The sequence below is a fragment of the Thalassospira profundimaris genome (assembly GCF_003326755.1).
Lineage (GTDB): Bacteria > Pseudomonadota > Alphaproteobacteria > Rhodospirillales > Thalassospiraceae > Thalassospira > Thalassospira profundimaris_B.
Window position 1 is genome coordinate 262,357 of the sequence record NZ_JPWH01000003.1, and the last position, 17,936, is coordinate 280,292.

18 protein-coding genes are annotated in these 17,936 nt (G+C 51.7%); 13 read left to right on the top strand and 5 right to left on the bottom strand.

Features of this window, described 5'->3' with window-relative positions; genetic code table 11:
- Nucleotides 1–149: 149 nt before the first annotated feature.
- Together TH25_RS05780 and TH25_RS25680 are read left to right on the top strand one after the other, a co-directional pair.
- Entirely contained in the window at nt 150–1,307 is a 1,158-nt protein-coding gene (locus TH25_RS05780; RefSeq protein ID WP_404969413.1) for an AMP-binding protein, read from the top strand.
- Nucleotides 1,241–1,663, top strand: coding sequence for an AMP-binding enzyme (locus TH25_RS25680; protein WP_404969414.1), 423 nt, complete (start codon nt 1,241–1,243; stop codon nt 1,661–1,663). The genes TH25_RS05780 and TH25_RS25680 overlap by 67 nt, the downstream gene beginning before the upstream one ends.
- A gap of 95 nt (nt 1,664–1,758) precedes the next feature.
- Here TH25_RS25680 and TH25_RS05785 read toward each other — a convergent pair whose 3' ends face one another.
- Nucleotides 1,759–1,917 carry a DUF1127 domain-containing protein gene (locus TH25_RS05785; protein WP_143181969.1) on the bottom strand — a complete coding sequence of 53 codons (159 nt, stop codon included), beginning with the start codon at nt 1,915–1,917 and terminating at the stop codon, nt 1,759–1,761.
- 571 nt (nt 1,918–2,488) lie between these two features.
- Here TH25_RS05785 and TH25_RS05790 point away from each other — a divergent pair.
- Nucleotides 2,489–3,430, top strand: coding sequence for an HAD-IIA family hydrolase (locus tag TH25_RS05790; protein ID WP_114087473.1), 942 nt, complete (start codon nt 2,489–2,491; stop codon nt 3,428–3,430).
- A gap of 74 nt (nt 3,431–3,504) precedes the next feature.
- On the opposite strand, the gene hemB is transcribed toward TH25_RS05790, so the two are convergent.
- From hemB to TH25_RS05810, 4 genes are all read right to left on the bottom strand, one after another.
- Nucleotides 3,505–4,509, bottom strand: a complete 1,005-nt coding sequence (hemB, locus tag TH25_RS05795) for a porphobilinogen synthase (protein WP_114087474.1) — start codon at nt 4,507–4,509, stop codon at nt 3,505–3,507.
- Between the two features lie 70 nt (nt 4,510–4,579).
- The gene (locus tag TH25_RS05800; protein ID WP_114087475.1) at nt 4,580–5,812 is read right to left on the bottom strand and encodes an MFS transporter; all 1,233 of its coding nucleotides are present in this window, start codon (nt 5,810–5,812) and stop codon (nt 4,580–4,582) included.
- Nucleotides 5,809–6,570, bottom strand: a complete 762-nt coding sequence (locus TH25_RS05805; protein WP_114087476.1) for a DeoR/GlpR family DNA-binding transcription regulator — start codon at nt 6,568–6,570, stop codon at nt 5,809–5,811. Before TH25_RS05805 ends, TH25_RS05800 begins: the two co-directional genes overlap by 4 nt.
- A 131-nt stretch (nt 6,571–6,701) precedes the next feature.
- Nucleotides 6,702–7,991: an O-acetylhomoserine aminocarboxypropyltransferase/cysteine synthase family protein gene (locus tag TH25_RS05810; protein WP_114087477.1), complete on the bottom strand. Its 1,290-nt coding sequence runs from the start codon at nt 7,989–7,991 to the stop codon at nt 6,702–6,704.
- 215 nt (nt 7,992–8,206) lie between these two features.
- Here TH25_RS05810 and TH25_RS05815 point away from each other — a divergent pair, with 215 nt between their 5' ends.
- The 10 genes from TH25_RS05815 (at nt 8,207) to TH25_RS05860 (ending at nt 17,869) form a co-directional block, all read left to right on the top strand.
- A complete protein-coding gene (locus TH25_RS05815) occupies nt 8,207–9,346 on the top strand; it encodes an acyl-CoA dehydrogenase family protein (RefSeq protein WP_114087478.1) in 1,140 nt (379 codons plus the stop codon).
- A gap of 35 nt (nt 9,347–9,381) precedes the next feature.
- On the top strand, nt 9,382–10,461 hold the full coding sequence (locus tag TH25_RS05820) for an enoyl-CoA hydratase/isomerase family protein (RefSeq protein ID WP_114087479.1): 1,080 nt from the start codon (nt 9,382–9,384) through the stop codon (nt 10,459–10,461).
- Nucleotides 10,462–10,557: 96 nt separating this feature from the next.
- On the top strand, nt 10,558–11,445 hold the full coding sequence (gene mmsB / locus TH25_RS05825; RefSeq protein WP_114087480.1) for a 3-hydroxyisobutyrate dehydrogenase: 888 nt from the start codon (nt 10,558–10,560) through the stop codon (nt 11,443–11,445).
- A gap of 180 nt (nt 11,446–11,625) precedes the next feature.
- Nucleotides 11,626–11,817, top strand: coding sequence for a DUF6898 family protein (locus TH25_RS25685; RefSeq protein WP_114087481.1), 192 nt, complete (start codon nt 11,626–11,628; stop codon nt 11,815–11,817).
- A gap of 356 nt (nt 11,818–12,173) precedes the next feature.
- Complete coding sequence (locus TH25_RS05835; RefSeq protein ID WP_073954487.1) at nt 12,174–13,097, top strand: ABC transporter permease subunit; 924 nt, start codon at nt 12,174–12,176, stop codon at nt 13,095–13,097.
- A complete protein-coding gene (gene livM, locus TH25_RS05840; protein ID WP_258549048.1) occupies nt 13,097–14,620 on the top strand; it encodes a high-affinity branched-chain amino acid ABC transporter permease LivM in 1,524 nt (507 codons plus the stop codon). Before TH25_RS05835 ends, livM begins: the two co-directional genes overlap by 1 nt.
- The gene (locus TH25_RS05845; RefSeq protein WP_114087482.1) at nt 14,617–15,471 is read left to right on the top strand and encodes an ABC transporter ATP-binding protein; all 855 of its coding nucleotides are present in this window, start codon (nt 14,617–14,619) and stop codon (nt 15,469–15,471) included. Before livM ends, TH25_RS05845 begins: the two co-directional genes overlap by 4 nt.
- A gap of 19 nt (nt 15,472–15,490) precedes the next feature.
- The gene (locus TH25_RS05850; protein WP_114087540.1) at nt 15,491–16,201 is read left to right on the top strand and encodes an ABC transporter ATP-binding protein; all 711 of its coding nucleotides are present in this window, start codon (nt 15,491–15,493) and stop codon (nt 16,199–16,201) included.
- Between the two features lie 11 nt (nt 16,202–16,212).
- The gene (locus tag TH25_RS05855) at nt 16,213–16,563 is read left to right on the top strand and encodes a DUF6867 family protein (protein WP_114087483.1); all 351 of its coding nucleotides are present in this window, start codon (nt 16,213–16,215) and stop codon (nt 16,561–16,563) included.
- 199 nt (nt 16,564–16,762) lie between these two features.
- Entirely contained in the window at nt 16,763–17,869 is a 1,107-nt protein-coding gene (locus tag TH25_RS05860; protein WP_114087484.1) for a branched-chain amino acid ABC transporter substrate-binding protein, read from the top strand.
- Nucleotides 17,870–17,936: the final 67 nt, after the last annotated feature.

Genomic DNA, 17,936 nt, shown 5'->3' on the forward strand with positions numbered 1-17,936 from the left:
ATGGAAGGCCAAACCTGGTTATAATATGCCTTATTTGCTAACCCGGTAAAGCCGTACCGAATTGCAAATTTTATTTTCCTGTATTAGGTTTGCTCAAAACGGGCTGTGCTATGGCACGGCCCGTTAACCGATCCAATAGGGGAAATGTCGTGACCACCAGTCTTTTTATGCGCATAAGGGCCTGTTTTCCAGGCAATCTGGATAAAACCCTGATCGAAGCACCCGATGGCAATTGTTTGACATATCGCGACGCGGACGAATGGTCGGCGCGTTATGCCAATGCGCTGGTGCAGGCCGGGGCGCAAAAAGGCGATCGTATTGCCGTTCAGGTGGAAAAATCGCCCGCGGCCCTGTTTTTATATTTGGGTTGTATCCGGGCGGGCCTGGTATATTTGCCGTTAAATACCGCGTATCAAGCTCATGAGCTGTCGTACTTTATCGAAGATGCGTCTCCGGCTGTGATCGTTTGTCAGCCGTCGGGCAAAGCTGACATGGACACGATTGTTCAGGGCCATGATGGTTGTGCGGTTTTTACCCTGGATGGCGATGGCAGGGGGAGCATTGTTGATGCCGCAGCCAGTCAGGTGGATGATTTTACCCCGGTTGCCTGTGCAGATGATGATCTGGCGGCCATTTTGTATACTTCGGGCACCACCGGCAAACCCAAGGGTGCGATGATGACCCAGATGAATCTGTGGTCAAACGGGCAAACCCTGGTTGATTTATGGGGTTTCACAGCCAGCGATACGTTGCTGCACGCCTTGCCGATTTTTCATACCCACGGCCTGTTCATTGCCTGTCACTGCGTCCTGATGTCTGGTGCAGACATGATCTTTTTGCCGAAATTTGATCGCGATCAGGTGATCAAGGCGTTGCCGCGGGCAACGGTTATGATGGGCGTACCGACATTTTATGTGCGGTTGCTTGCGGGCGAGGATTTTTCGGCCAGTCTGGTTTCAAATATGCGCCTGTTCATTTCCGGTTCAGCCCCGCTTTTGCCCGAAACATTTTCCGCATTTCACCAGCGCACAGGCCATTATTTGCTGGAACGTTATGGCATGACGGAAATGGGTATGGCGACATCAAACCCGTTACACGGTGAACGTATTATTCACACGGTCGGGCCAGCCTTACCGGATGTCGAAGTTCGGGTATGCGATGCGGATGGCAATGTTCTGCCGAAAGGTGAGGTCGGGGTGCTGGAAGCACGTGGCCCAAACGTTTTTCCGGTTATTGGAAGATGCCGGAAAAAACACGCGAGGAGTTTCGCGATGATGGTTTTTTTATTACCGGCGATATCGCGCTGATTGATCAGAAGGGCTATGTCCATATTGTCGGGCGGGCAAAGGATTTGGTGATTTCGGGCGGGTTCAACATTTATCCCAAGGAAATTGAAACCGAGATCGACAAAATGGATGGTGTCCTGGAAAGTGCGGTCATTGGTGTGCCGCATCCCGATTTTGGCGAGGCCGTTGTCGCTGTTGTCGTTCGCACTGGGAATTCACATATTTCGGAAGAAGATATTATTAGATATATCAAATCACTAATGGCGAATTTTAAGGTTCCAAAGAAAGTGATTTTTCTGGCAGAACTGCCGCGCAACACAATGGGGAAAGTGCAGAAAAATATCCTGCGCGAGGACTACCGTGCTTTGTTTGCCTAATCATCCTGTCTCATAAGGCGGGCAGCAAAAAAGCTCCGGCGGGTTCAACGCACGGAGCTTTTTTTGTTTGGGCAGACCGGAAAGATTTCCAAATCTTAGTGACCAAAGGCAACACGATGTGCAACATCTTCGATCTGATCGCGGTTCAGGCCGATGTCAGCCAGTTCACGCTGGTCAAGTTTGGAAAGAGCATTCTGGGTCTGGTACTGAATACGCAGGGCACGCAGGTAAGCAAAAATTTTGGTCAGGATCATTTTATCACCTATTTCAAACCGTCCGACAGCGTCGGAAACTTCATTCAAGGAACCGGCATGTGACCCCTGTGATGCCTGACGGCATACTGAATGGTTCGACGTGTCGGTCTGCTCTTGCAATCAGGGCGACAGGAACCTTCAAAGAGATTTCCGTGTCGGTCGTGATTGCTGTTATCTGTTGATTTGGAAGATAAGCTCGGAGGCGGCGTTTAACCATTGCGTTTTTTGCAGATCAGGACCAGATAAAGTGCAGAATTTGAGCAAATGTCCAAAATTTAATCAGATTACCTCTTGGATTTGAAAAATTGCCGATTTTATCGACATGCGTAAGACGCATGACTAATAAAATTACCCAAATTTTTAATGTATTGATATTTCCCACCTGAGGGTCAATTTGCGCTCTGGTTTAAAGTTTTGTGGCTTATTGATTTTCTGCTTTTTTACAGGCACTGATGATGCGCCTCACCGTGATAAAGGCGGACTGCTGATCAAAAAACACGAGAATCGACCTGGGACTCGGGTGGTTCGTCGGTAGTTTTTTCAGAACAGGAAATAGGAAAGGGAATGCTTGATGACAGGTGCCAGACCTGCGCTAGATCGTGAAAGTGCCATTGCGGCTTACTTGAAATACGCAGACAGAATGCCAGGGCTTGCACCAGGGCAATTGCCCGCAGAAACATGTGATGTTGCCAACATTCTGGCGATTGCAGATCAGTTTGACCTCATTATCTTTGATGCCTTTGGGGTTCTGAATTCCGGTGCAGAAGCGATACCGGGCGCCTTGCAGGCCATATCGTCATTAAGGGCGCAAGATGTTGAGCTGGCAATTATTACCAATGACGCATCGAATGCGCCTGCGGCAATTATTGAGCGACATCGAAATCGGGGATTTGACTTCTCGCTTGAATCCCTTGTCAGCAGCGCAAAATATATTGTGCCGATGATGAAACGCCATTCTGACGTGACCCGGTGGGGGGTGATGGCACCAGCACACTGGCCGATTGATCAGTTGCCGGGGCAGGCGTGGTTTTTGGGGGATGATGATAGCGATTATGACACGGCAGAAGGTTTTGTCCTGATTGATTCCGATGCCTGGAATGAGAAGCGTCAGCGAAGGCTGGAAACAAACCTGGCAAATAATCCACGCCCAATTTTGGTGGGTAATCCGGATATATGTGCACCAATGGGAGATTTCTTATCGGTAGAGTCTGGTTATTTTGCCCATTTGGCGGCGGATGCCTGTGGCGTGATGCCAGAATGTGTTGGCAAACCTTACCGTGAAGTCTTTGACGATATTTTGCAACGATACCCCGATATTGACCCGCAGCGTGTTCTGATGGTTGGTGATACCTTGCATACCGATATTTTGGGCGGATTGGCCGCCGGAATCAAAACACTACTGGTCACGCGAGGGGGATTTTTAGACGGCTATGATGATCTGGCCGGATTATATGACCGTGCAGGTTTCTGGCCCCATTTTAGGGCACCTGCCATCGGCGCCGGGCTGGAATAATCCGGCATTGCCAATAAAAAAGGGATGCCCGTGCTGCACCCCTTTTTCTGTATTTCTGTCGGTTTTACAGTGGCCTAACTGATATATTCGGCAACATCAATTGCGCTGTAAGTCAGAATACCGGATGCGCCGGCGCGCTTGAAGCAGGCCAGGGTTTCGGTGGCACAGGCGAGATAATTCAGCCAGCCCTGGTCTCCTGCTGCGCGCAGCATGGTATATTCACCGGAAATTTGATAGGCAAATACCGGCACGCCGAATGTATCACGCACCCGACGGACAATATCAAGATAGGGCAGGCCCGGCTTGATAATAACGGAATCTGCACCTTCTTCCAGGTCGTAGGCTACTTCGCGTAATGCTTCGTCACTATTGGCCGGGTCAAGCTGATAGGTTTTCTTGTCTGCTTTGCCCAAGGCGCTGGCCGAACCAATGGCATCGCGGAACGGACCGTAAAAGGAAGACGCATATTTGGCCGCATAGGCCATGATCTGCACTTTTTTGAGGTTTTCTGTTTCCAGCATGTCGCGAATGGCGGCAATGCGACCGTCCATCATATCGGATGGGGCGACAATATCGCACCCGGCCTGCGCCTGAACCAGGGCCTGACGGACCAAAGCCTCGGTTGTTTCGTCATTCAAGATTTCACCATCGACGACCACGCCGTCCTGTCCGTTGGAATTAAACGGGTCCAGGGCGACGTCAGCAATGATGCCAAGGTTGGGGCAGGCATCCTTTATGGCCTTGATAGCATCACACACAACGTTGTTCGGGTTGTAGGCTTCGCTGGCATCGGGCGTTTTTAATGCCGGATCGATATAAGGAAACAGTGCCAGGGCCGGAATACCCAGCTTTTCGGCGTGACGGGCGGTTTCGACCAATATATCGATGCTTTGGCGTTCAACGCCAGGCATCGACGGAATAGCAACCCGTTCGTTTTTTCCCGCAATGACAAAAACCGGCAGAATAAGGTCATCAACACTCAGACGGGTTTCGGCAACCATGCGGCGTGACCAGTCGGTCATGCGGGGACGACGCAGGCGTGTGCGGGGGAAGGTGCCGTAACTGACAGGATGGGACATGATCTTGCTCTTTCGCGCAGGTGTAGATGGTGGCGTGGAAGCAGTTTTATGCGCCACAATGATCAATTGTTCAACTATTGCGGACAGTTTTTAACCGTTGCCGCATGCTGGTCAGATATACCGGAATGATAAGGGTCAGGAAGGATGCCGTCATTAAAAAGGCGTTCACCAGCCCATAGCGTTCGGCGATTGCCCCGATAAAGGGCGGCCCGGCCATCAGGGCGGTATAACCAGTTGCTGCAATCGTCGCGACAACCGTGCCACCACTTCTGCCCGTACTATTGGCAGCGGCGGAAATGAGCAGCGGCAGGATCACAGCAAGCCCTATGCCCGCCACAAAACAGCCGATCCAGGAGAGAATATAATGTGGGGACACAGCGATGATCAGGTATCCCGATGTCGCCAATACACAGCTTGTGAGCAAAATCGTGGGGCGTCCAAACCGCATGACCAGCCAGTCCCCGCTCAGGCGGGTGAGTGCCATTGCAGCCGAATATAACGCAAAACCGGCTGCGGCAACGGCGGCGGTACTGCCAAGTGTGTCGATCATCAGAACCGTAACCCAGTCTGTTATAACACCTTCGCCAAACTGACCGATAAAAGCGCATGTCCCGAAAGGAAGCAGCACCCAGAAAATGGATTTATCCGTTTCCTTTTTCAGGTTGGCATTTTTCCCGGATGCCGTCCGGGAGGAGGAGGGGGAACGCGTGGCCGATTTTGGATGGTCTTCAATCAGACCATTTTGCAGATACCAGTGTGCGACAAGCAATATCGCGACACTGAAGGGAAGATGGATAGTTTTTGACAGGGGCAGGGCGAACCATAATGTTGCAAATCCGGCCCCGGTAAAGCCGCCAAGGCTCCAGAAACCATGCAGGCCCGAGAGAATACTTCTCTGGCGGGCGCGTTCCAGGCTCACACCATTTGCGTTCATGGCGATATCCATCATCGCCGCACTAAAACCCATAAAAAACAGCGACAGTGCAAGGAACAGAAAGGATGGCATGAAAATCGGAACCGCAAGTGCGGGAAAGAAAAACAGGCCCGCAATCTTTACGACATAACGGGAACCAAATATATCGGCAAATCGGCCTGCAAAGGGCATGGCGGCAATAACGCCAATGGCCGCTGCCAACAACGCAATGCCCAAACGCTCATGATTAAGCGAAAGCTGTTCCTGAACCAGCGGGATATGCGGAACCCAGCTGGCAAAACCAGCTCCGTGAATAAAAAAGATGCCACGGCTATGATGATGGGCGCGGCGTTTTTCCGTATCAGATATTGCGAATGACGGTTTGCTCATATCTGAATAACCTCAAGGCCTTGATTGCGATAATTTGATAAATAGCTTTCAGATAACTTGCGTCCGGTCACAAGTCTGCTTACTGCATTTGTGTCGCACACTTTATAGGGCATTCGGGTTTCAAGTTTGTCGACCGTTGCAATCGCAATTACATCGGATGACTGGGCAATCATTGCGGATTTGCTGGCTTTTTCGTCGATATTTTGCGTGCTGACACCTAATTCAGGATGGATGGCGCAGGTTCCAAGAATGCAAATATCGGCGTGATAATGCCGGATTTCATCAACCGTTCCTGCTCCGGATACGACCATTTCCTTTTTCAGGATTTTGCCGCCAACCATGATTACGTTTGCATTCGGGTGGTCTGCAAGAATGACCGCGGCAGCAGGATTTAGAACAATCGCGCTCCCATGAAAGGATGGTTTGAGGTTTCGTGCCACCTCCAGCACCGTTGTCCCGCTATCGAGAAAGACGATGGCGTCATCGGGTATATGATTTTGGGCGACATAACGGGCAATTGTTGTCCGCTCCGGGCGGATTTCCTGGCTGCGTTCCTGATAACTGCCGTCCCCCGTGGCAGGTAAAATGGCACCTCCGTGGATGCGTCGTAAATCGCCCTGTTGCTCCAACTGACGCAAATCACGGCGAATGGTGTCGAGCGAGGTGTGCAGGCGCTCTGCCAGATCATGAATATGAACGGTGCCATATTGCTTGAGTAAGGATGTAATCTCGCGGTGACGGTTTTCGACGCTCGACATGATTTTGCCTATTTTGCACGTTTTGCATTTATTGCATGTTTATAGGCCAGATGCTTCACGGTCAAACAAAAACCGGCCACGCAAAGCATGACCGGTTATGTGAGGCGAATGATTGTCAGAATGTCTGATGGTTAACTGGCATCAAGTGCCTGTTTGAGGTCTGCGAGGATGTCGTCGATATGTTCGATCCCGATTGACAGGCGGACATAACTCTCGCTGACACCCGATGCGGCCAGCTCGGATTGCGAAAGCTGGGAATGGGTTGTTGTGGCCGGATGAATGGCAAGAGAGCGTGTGTCGCCAATATTGGCGACATGATAAAACAGCTTCAGGCTGTTGATGAATTTTTCACCTGCCGCACGTCCTTCCTTAAGTTCGAACCCTAAAAGAGACCCCAAACCACCCTTCAGATAGGTATCCGCACGACGACGGGTTTCCCCTTCCTGCAGGCTGGGATGAATGACCTTGGCGACCTTTGGGTGGTCTTTCAGGAATGCGGCAACCTTGTTGGCATTTTCGCAATGACGTTCCATACGCAGGGGCAGGGTTTCCATGCCCTGAATGATCTGGAATGAACTGAGCGGCGAAGCCGCCGCGCCCAGGTCACGCAAAAGCGTGCAGCGCAGTTTGATGGCATAGGCCACCGGGCCGATCGGTTTGACAGCTTCGGTCCATACAGCACCATGATAGCTGGGATCCGGCTGGTTCAGAAGCGGGAAGCGTTTTGCGTGTTTTTCCCAATCGAAACGACCGGAATCAACAACGACTCCCCCCACCGAAGTGCCGTGACCGGCAATAAACTTGGTCGTCGAATACATGACAATGGCGGCACCATGTTCGATGGGGCGGCACAGCACGGGGGCCGCTGTATTATCGACAACCAGCGGAATACCAAGTTCGTCGCCAATGTCGGCGACTTCGCGCAGCGGGAAAACCTGCAGTTTCGGATTGGGCAGGGTTTCGGCATAGAAGGCGCGGGTTTTGTCGTCGGCCAGTTTGCGGAAGTTTTCCGGGTCGGACGGGTCGGCAAAACGGACCTCAATGCCCATTTGTTTGAATGTATTGGCAAACAGATTCCAGGTTCCGCCATAAAGGTCGGTTGAACTGACAATATTGTCGCCAGCCTGAGCGATGTTCAGGATTGCAAATGTCGTTGCCGACTGGCCCGAGGCCACCGCAACCGCGGCCGCACCGCCTTCAAGGGCAGTGATGCGCTGTTCGAGGACATCATTGGTCGGGTTCATCAGCCGTGTGTATATGTTGCCCAGTTCTTTTAAGGCAAACAGGTCAGCGGCGTGCTGCGTATCGCGAAACTGATAGCTGGTTGTCTGATAAATTGGCACGGCGACCGAACCAGTGGTCGGGTCGGCACGATAGCCAGCGTGCAGGACAATTGTTTCCGGGTTTTTACTGTCGGTCATTTCCGTTTCCCTGTTGCAGTTTTTCCACGTTGGGTCGCAGTAAGACATATTAATTCCATATCGACAAGGTGCGCGCGACATCCGGCCGGGCAGGTACTGGTTATCCCTGATCCGTTCATTGTCGTATTTTGGTATTGTTATGCCGAATTATTTGACATCCGGCATTATTCACGTTTACGTAAAGGGAAACGATACGTCCGGACGAGGAACATCCAATGGAATTTGTCCTTTCAGAAGACCAACAGGCATTTCAGCAAGCCGCCCGCGATTTTGCAGCAGGTGAAATGGCGCCTCATGCTGCACAATGGGATGCAGAACATATTTTCCCCGAAGAGACATTGCGCGCTGCGGCCGAACTGGGCTTTGCCGCGATATATACTCGCGATGATGTCGGCGGTGCCGGATTGGGGCGCCTCGATGCCGCACTTATATTCGAGGAACTGGCAACAGCTTGTCCATCAACGGCGGCTTATCTGTCGATTCATAACATGGCCTGCTGGATGATTGACAGATTCGGCACCGAAACGCAGCGTCAGACCTTCCTGCCGAAACTGACCAGTATGGCCCATTTTGCCAGTTACTGTCTGACTGAGCCAGGTGCTGGTTCGGATGCTGCTTCACTTCGCACGCGTGCGGTGCGCGAGGGTGATCATTATGTGTTGAACGGGGAAAAGGCCTTTATCTCCGGTGGGTCGCGCAGTGACATCTATATTGTCATGGCACGCACCGGCGATGACAGCCCCTCCGGAATTTCCACATTTATTGTCCCCAGGGATGCGCCGGGGCTGTCATTTGGCAAGCTCGAAGAAAAGATGGGGTGGCACAGTCAGCCAACGTCGGCGGTTATTTTCAGTGACTGCAAAATACCGGCGGAAAACCTTCTGGGTGCCGAAGGGGACGGTTTCAAATTCGCCATGAAAGGTTTGGATGGCGGGCGACTGAATATTGCCGCCTGTTCGATTGGTGGCGCCCGGGCCGCGATGGAACATGCGCGCGATCATATGCGGGTGCGTAAACAGTTTGGCAAACCCCTGGAAGCGTTTCAGGCTCTGCAATTCAAATATGCTGATATGGTGACGGAACTGGAAGCTGCGCGTTTGTTGCTGCACAAGGCCGCCTGCAAGCTTGACGCGCAGGATCATGATGCCACACAGTTCTGCGCGATGGCCAAACGGTATGCGACCGATATTGCATTTTCTGTTTGCAATGATGCACTGCAATTGCACGGTGGTTATGGTTATATTCGGGAATATCCCGTTGAACGGCTGCTACGCGATCTGCGTGTGCACCAAATCCTTGAAGGTACAAACGAAATTATGCGGGTTATCATCGCGCGTGCTGCTTTGCGTGATTGATCAGTGCTCGCCTTGAACGTCCAGGAGCCCCGGATATGAACGATGTTGGTGTCGAATTTGTCGTCAATGGTGCGGTGGGTGAAATCCATTTGAACCGGCCCAAAGCCCTAAATGCGCTGACCCTGCCGATGGTGGATGCGATACACCATCAAATGCGTCTTTGGGAACATGACGATGCCATTGCTGTGCTTACCATAGAAGGGGTCGGGGAAAAGGCGTTTTGCGCGGGCGGCGATATTCGGGGGCTTTATGATGCCCGCATGCAGAACAAGCCCGAATTGCTTGATGCCTTTTACCGCCGGGAATATCGGCTAAATCACTATATGTCGGTGTATCCCAAGCCCTGTATTGCCTTGCTGGACGGCATCACAATGGGCGGTGGTGTTGGGGTATCGGTTCATGGTCGCTATCGGGTTGTGACAGAAAAAACCATGTTTGCCATGCCCGAAACCGGTATCGGCTTTTTCCCCGATGTGGGGGGGGGATATTTCCTGCCGCGCTGCCCGGGTGAAACAGGCATGTATCTTGGGTTGACAGGCGCGCGCTTGGCAGCGGCCGATTGCCTTTATACGGGCATAGCAACGCATGGGGCGCAAAGTACGGATATTCCATCACTCAAAAAGGTGCTGGCAACGGCTGATTTTCATGCAGATGGCACGGAATATGAAGCTGTATGTCAGCAGGTGGAAAAGATACTGGCAGCCTATTTCCACGATCATGGACAGGCTGATCTGGAAAATGTTCGGCCGGAGATTGACGCTGTCTTTTCTGCTGAAACCTTGATTGATGTTTTCCGTAAACTTGAAGAATCTGGATCAGAATTTTCAGTTAAAACACTGAAAATGCTAAAATCAAAATCACCAATGGCCTTGGCGGTTACGTTTAAGCAGATCCGTCACGGGGCAAAACTTGATCTGACCGAGGACCTGAAGATGGAGTTTCGCCTTAGCCAGCATATGGTTGAAAAACCTGATTTGTTTGAAGGTGTTCGGGCTGTCATCGTGGACAAGGATCATGAGCCGCACTGGGCTCAGGGAGATGTTGGCCAGGTTGATCCGCGTGATGTGGATGCGTTTTTTGCCCCTTTGCCCGCGGCAAAAGAATTGACGATATAGGTTGTTATAATACCGTTCAGGTCACGCGTATTCGCGCCTGTATGTGATGAACAAATAAAACCGGTATCTACCGGACCATCAGAGGAGACGTTAGAAATGGCAAAGATTGGTTTTGTCGGTTTGGGCAATATGGGCGGTCCGATGGCTGCCAACCTTGTCCGAGCCGGACATGAAGTTAAGGTTTTTGATCTGTCGGCCGAGGCAGTAAAGGCAGCGGTGGATATTGGCGCGACCGCCAGCGCATCTCTGGCGGATGTCGCTGGTGATGTCGAAGCAATCGTCACGGTTCTTCCGGCTGGGAAACATGTGCTGGCAGTTTATGACGGGGCAGACGGACTGTTGAACAATGCGGCACCCGGTACGCTGATGATTGACAGCTCCACCATCGAAGTTGATGCCGCGCGCAAGGCCGCAGAACTGGCCAAACAAAAGGGAATGCGGGCGGTTGATGCCCCCATATCTGGCGGAGTTGCCGGGGCAACAGCGGGGACCCTGACCTTTATGGTCGGCGGCGAAGCAGAAGCATTTGCAGCAGCAGAGCCGATTTTGCAGGCAATGGGCAGCAACATTATTCATGCGGGTGATAGCGGGGCCGGGCAGGCGGCCAAGATTTGCAACAACATGATCCTCGGTGTCAGCATGATTGCGGTCTCCGAGGCGTTTATGCTGGCAAAGCGGCTTGGGGTCGATGCCCAGAAACTGTTTGATATTTCGTCCAAGGCATCTGGCCAGTGCTGGTCGCTGACCAGTTATTGTCCGGTTCCCGGGCCGGTGCCTGCATCCCCCGCCAACCGGGATTATCAGCCGGGTTTTGCTGTTGATATGATGCTAAAGGACTTGAAACTGGCGCAACAAGCGTCGGCATCGGCAAATGCAACCACCCCGATGGGGGCACTGGCCGAAAGCCTGTATGCGATGTATAGCGCAGGTGGTAACGGCGGTCGCGATTTTTCGGCAATTGTCAAAATGCTCGATGGGGAATAACGAAACTTCGTAAGGCAGTTTTGACCCTGGACAGCATAATCCACTATTATGTCATGCGAGGGATTTCGGTCCTTCGCATTTTTTGTATCCAGATTCGGCAGGTTTGGTAGTATTCTGGTTTCCATACCGACTTTTACGCATTCCTGAAGGCGGGAATAAACAAGGGTACCACATTCAGTCATGGCACCAGCTTCATCTAAAAACCGCGAAATTTACATAGAATTCAAGCAGGTAGGCCAATACCTTCGCTGTACTGCCATTGATTCCGTAACGGGAAAAGAGGTTACGGTTGCGGGGCCGGTGTCGCGTAATCCGGAACAACTGAAGCGCGTTGCAATACAAAAACTTGAATACATTTTGAATAAGGAATAAAATATACAATATTGGAAGCGTTGGTTGTTTCTTCTTTATGGTAAAAGATTCTATCCGGGAGTGGGAAAACCGGAGATTCATCCAATTTTCCAAACACGCTTGCAGCCTTTGAACACATGTGTCTAAGGTTTCAATCGTAAATCGCGTTGTCGGACCCAGAACCACAAAAGAATGGTCGCGTCCGGTAACTTAAAAGCGGGGATACCCCGATAACAAAAAGACGGAGGCTGCGGAGGTTTGCGAGGGGGCAATGGGGAGATGGGTTCTTACCCAAAAACATTTGTATATCCTTGTTCTATGCCTGCGGCCTTGCTGTCGAGGACGGCGTTTGTCTGTGCCAAATCTAAGGTTGAGCAATGGATTGGGCTTATTTTTTACAACAATTGATCAATGGTCTGACGCTGGGCGCCATTTATGGGCTCATTGCGATCGGTTACACGATGGTCTATGGCATCATCGGTATGATCAACTTTGCGCATGGCGAAATCTATATGCTGGGCGCTTTTCATTCCCTGATTACGTTCCTGATCTGTCAGGCGGCGGGAATTAGCGGCATTCTGCCGTTAACACTTCTTTTGATGCTGGTTGTATCAATGGTGATGACCTCGGTTTATGGCTGGGGCGTTGAACGCATTGCATATCGACCCTTGCGTGGTTCATTCCGCTTGGCAGCCCTGATTTCTGCCATCGGGATGTCGATTTTCCTTCAGAACTTTGTCCAGATTGCGCAGGGTGCGCGTGTCAAGGCAATGCAGCCCTTTATCAAGGGCGGGATCACGCTGATGGAAAGCCCGAATTTTAATGTTCAGCTAAGTTACATGCAGATCATTATTATCGTGCTGACCTTTGTTCTGATGGTTGTTTTCTCAACCCTGATTGCCAAAACATCGCTTGGACGTGCGCAGCGCGCCTGCGAGCAGGACCGTACGATGGCCGGCCTGCTGGGCATCAATGTCGACCGTACCATTTCAACCACCTTTGTCATGGGCGCTGCCCTGGCCTCGGTCGCCGGGATGATGGTGACACTGTATTACGGCGTGATCGATTTCTATATCGGCTTCCTTGCCGGTGTGAAAGCTTTCACCGCTGCGGTTCTTGGCGGCATTGGTTCTCTTCCAGGCGCAATGCTCGGCGGATTGCTGATTGGCCTTATTGAGTCCTTCTGGTCGGGGTATCTCACCATCGAATACAAGGATGTCGCCACATTCGGCATTCTGGTTCTGGTGCTGATCTTCCGTCCGTGGGGTCTTCTCGGCAAGCCGGAGGTGGAGAAAGTCTGATGTCGTCTTTGCTTACATCTGCGCGTGTTACGCCCGCTGAAATCGCCAAGGAACTCGCGTTCTTTGCCGTCATCGCTTTCATGATGTCGATTATGATCCTCGGCGTGGAAACGGTTGACCGTCCGACCGGGCTGGAACTGGCCCTTCGCTGGGATCTGGTGATCCTTGCTATCGCCTCGACGCTTGTCGGGCGTCTTGGGTTGATCGTTCGTCGCGAACACATGTCGCGTCTATTGCAGGCGGTGCTGATAGTGGTTTCGGCGGTGATGGTGTTTGAAATGTTCGTCCGGTTTCGTGACATGGACGACCGTTGGGCTGCACCTGTTACCTTTGATATGGCCTTTCAAAGCGTTACCAGTGTCATCGTCTTTGTCGCGATGATTGCTGTCGTCTTTGCCATTGCCTATTTTTCGGCCTCCACCAAACGGGTTGTGACCGAGGAAGAAAAAGCTCAAAGCATTTCTTCGCGTTTGCAGGTTGCCTATCGGACAAACACCAAAAAAATCGGTTTTGTCGGGATTCTTTTCTTCTTCATCTTCCCGCTGCTTTTTGGCGAAAACCGGTCTGCCATCGACCTTGCAACCCTTGTGATGATCTACATCATGCTGGGTTGGGGGTTGAATATCGTGGTGGGGCTGGCTGGTCTGCTGGATCTGGGATATGTGGCTTTTTATGCTGTTGGTGCCTATTCCTATGCCCTGTTGTCCCAGCATTTCGGTCTCAGCTTCTGGCTTTGCCTGCCGATGGCGGGTATTTTCTCGGCCAGCTTCGGGATTATCCTTGGTTTCCCGGTTCTGCGCTTGCGGGGGGACTATCTTGCCATCGTGACGCTGGGTTTCGGGGAAATCATCCGTGTTGTCCTGATTAACTGGTACAATCTTACCGGTGGCCCGGACGGTATTGCGTCGATCGAACGTCCGTCTTTCTTCGGTCTGGCGGAATTCTCGCGCCGGGTACCAGAAGGTGTCACAAGTTTTTCCGACTTGTTTGGCATCGATTATTCGTCGATGCACCGCCTGATTTTCCTGTATTATCTGATCCTTATTCTCGCCTTGGTGACGAACTTTGTCACCATGCGCCTGCGCAAGTTGCCGATCGGCCGGGCATGGGAAGCATTACGCGAGGATGAAATCGCCTGTCGTTCGCTTGGCATTAATCCGACCAATACCAAACTTTCGGCGTTTGCCATTGGGGCCATGTTTGGCGGCTTTGCCGGGGCGTTCTTTGCTACCCGTCAGGGCTTTATCAGCCCGGAAAGCTTCACCTTTCTTGAATCGGCCGTCATCCTGGCCATCGTTGTGATGGGCGGCATGGGCAGTCAGATCGGGGTGGTTCTTGCGGCGATCGTCATGATCGGTTTCCCGGAAATGTTCCGTGAACTGGCCGAATATCGCATGCTGATTTTCGGGGCAGGGATGGTTGCCATCATGTTGTGGCGTCCGCGCGGCCTTCTGTCTTTCCGTGATCCGACGATTTTGCTGAATATGAGCAAAAAAGAAAAAGTTGCCGGAGAAAACTCATGACCGACAACAAATTGCTTGAAGTCGAACATCTTACAATGCGTTTCGGCGGTCTGGTGGCGATTGATAATCTGTCCTTTACTGCCAATAAACGTGAGATTACCGCGATTATCGGTCCGAATGGTGCGGGTAAAACCACGGTTTTTAACTGCCTTACGGGCTTTTATGTTCCGACCGAGGGCCGTCTGACATTGCACGCCAAAGATGGTCCGCGCCTTTTGGAACGTGCCGAGGGTTTCAGGATTTCGCGCAACAACGGAGTTGCCCGTACTTTCCAGAATATTCGTCTGTTTACCGGGATGACTGTTTTGGAAAACCTGATTGTCGCCCAGCATAACCGTCTGATGGATGCCTCCCTGTTTTCACTGGCCGGGCTATTCAATTTGAAGCGATATGCCAGTGCCGAAAAGGAGGCTCTGGAAAGGGCGAAGTTTTGGCTGAACAAGACGGGTCTGTACGAATTTGCAGACTGGAATGCCGGTAATCTTCCCTACGGCAATCAGCGTCGCCTTGAAATTGCCCGTGCAATGTGCGTCGAACCGTCACTTCTCTGCCTTGACGAGCCGGCGGCAGGCCTCAATCCGCGTGAATCTGCGGAATTGAACCTGCTATTGCAGAGCATCCGTGACGAGCAGGGCATTGGTCTGTTGCTGATCGAGCACGATATGAGCGTGGTCATGCAGATTTCAGACCATGTGATCGTGCTCGATTACGGCAAGAAAATTGCAGACGGAAACCCCGATGCCGTGAAGAACGACCCGGCGGTGATCCGTGCGTATCTTGGTGAAGAAGAAGATGACGAACTTCCGCCGGAAGTCGCCAGTGATCTTCACCTTGATCCGAAGGCGCAGTGAGGGAGACATCGATATGACCATGTTGAAAATTGAAGGTGTGCATACCTTCTACGGTAATATCGAAGCCCTCAAGGGCATTGATATGGAAGTCAATGAAGGTGAAATTGTCACGCTGATTGGTGCCAATGGTGCGGGCAAAACAACCCTTCTGATGACATGCTGCGGGGCCCCGCAGGCGACAAAGGGGCGTATCCTGTTTGAAGGTACCGACATCAGCCGGATGCCGACACACGAGATATGTCAGCTTGGCATTCAGCAGTCACCGGAAGGACGCCGTATTTTCCCGCGGATGTCGGTCTATGAAAATCTGCAAATGGGGGCCTGTACCCAGGATCCCAAGCATTTCGATTCAGACCTGGAAATGGTGTTTGACCTGTTTCCGCGTCTTAAGGAACGCATCAGCCAGCGTGCCGGTACCATGTCGGGTGGTGAACAGCAAATGTTGGCGATTGGTCGCGCCCTGATGGGCCGTCCGCGTCTGTTGTTGCTCGATGAGCCTTCGCTGGGGCTGGCGCCGCTGGTGGTCAAGCAGATTTTTGACACCATCAAAAAGATCAACAAGGAAAACAAGGTAACTGTGTTCCTGGTTGAACAGAACGCCTTCCATGCGTTGAAACTCGCACATCGCGGCTATGTCATGGTTAATGGCAACATTACCATGTCCGGTGGCGGCGCTGAATTGCTGGCAAATCCCGAAGTGCGCGCGGCGTATCTTGAAGGTGGACACTAGGAGAAAGCGTAATGGAAGCAATTACAGGTACCAGCCTTGGTGTCACAATCGGGATTACGATTATCCTGATGGGCTTTTGCGCCATGATGACCGGTCAGGCCGTCGCCAATACCTGGCGTCCAGTGGGTCATCTTGTGCCTTATTCAATTCTGCTGGGGTTAACATCCCGTTTTCTTGGATACGCCCTGTTTGGCGGTGAACTGCTGTCATTGTCCGGGTTCATCTTTGACACGGTGATCCTGTTTGCCATTGCCATGACCTCTTTTCGGGTTGTGCGGGTGAACAAGATGCTGTCCCAGTATCCCTGGTTGTATGAGCGTGTTGGCCCATTTGCCTATCGTTCTCGCGAAGGGGTTGAATGAAATAACATTTCACCAACATGTCTATACAACCATTTGTTGGTGAAGAGTGGATTTGTACTATTGCACACTCGTAACGGGGTGCTAGAGTACCAGGAGATGAAACCGGTAAATGGACAAAATAACCAGGCCGGTTTCATATCCTAAAAGATGGTTCTGGCATGGTGTCGGAACCAACCTTTGGAACAGGGAGACTTCTCTTATGTCGAAAACCAAGCTTGGCCTTCTGGCAACTGCATCTGCGCTTGTCCTGTCGATGGGGGCGGCAAAGGCTGACATCACCATTGCAACCGTTGGCCCAATGACCGGTCCATATGCTGCATTCGGTGAACAGATGCGTCAGGGTGCAACCAAAGCGGTTGAAGATATCAATGCGGCCGGTGGTGTGAACGGTGAAAAGCTGGTTCTGGAAGTTGGCGATGATGCCTGCGATCCCAAGCAGGCTGTTGCTGTTGCCAACCAGTTGGTGAGCAAGGATGTGGCCCTTGTTGCCGGTCACTTCTGCTCGGGTTCGTCTATCCCGGCATCGGAAGTGTACAATGAAGAAGGCATCATTCAGATTTCACCGGCTTCGACCAATCCGCAGCTGACGGAACGTGGTCTGGACAACGTGTTCCGCGTTTGCGGCCGTGACGATCAGCAGGGTGAAGTTGCCGGTAAATATCTGGCGAAACATTTTGCGGATAAACGTATTGCCATCGTTCATGACAAACAGGCTTATTCCAAGGGGCTTGCCGACGAAACCAAGAAGTTCCTGAATGAGGCTGGCGTCAAGGAAGTGATGTATGAAGCCATCACGCCGGGCGAAAAAGACTATTCGGCACTGGTGACAAAGCTGAAATCCGAAAATGTCGATGTGCTGTATTATGGTGGCTATCATACCGAACTTGGTTTGATTGTGCGTCAGATGCGTGCTCAGGGTATGGATACGCTGGCAATGTCTGGTGATGCGATCAACACCCTGGAATACTGGTCCATTACGGGTGATGCCGGTGCTGGCACCATGTTCACCGCTGGTCCGGCACTTGAAAAAGATCCGCGTAACGCCGATCTCGTCAAATATTTTGAAGCCAAAGGCTACAAACCGGAAGGTTACACTCTCTATACCTACGGTGCGATTCAGGCTTGGGCAGAGGCCGCAAATAAAGCTGGTACGACCGACTTTGATCCGGTTGTCAAAGAACTCAAGAGCGGAGACAAATTTGATACCGTCCTTGGTTCAATCTCTTTTGACTCCAAAGGTGACGTTGCAGCACCGGGTTACGTTTTCTACAAGTGGGAAAACGGCACTTACGATTATGCAGACTAAGTCTTGCTAATCTGGGGTGATTTCCTTTTAGTCCGGCGTGTCATGCGCCGGACTTTTCTTTTGGAAC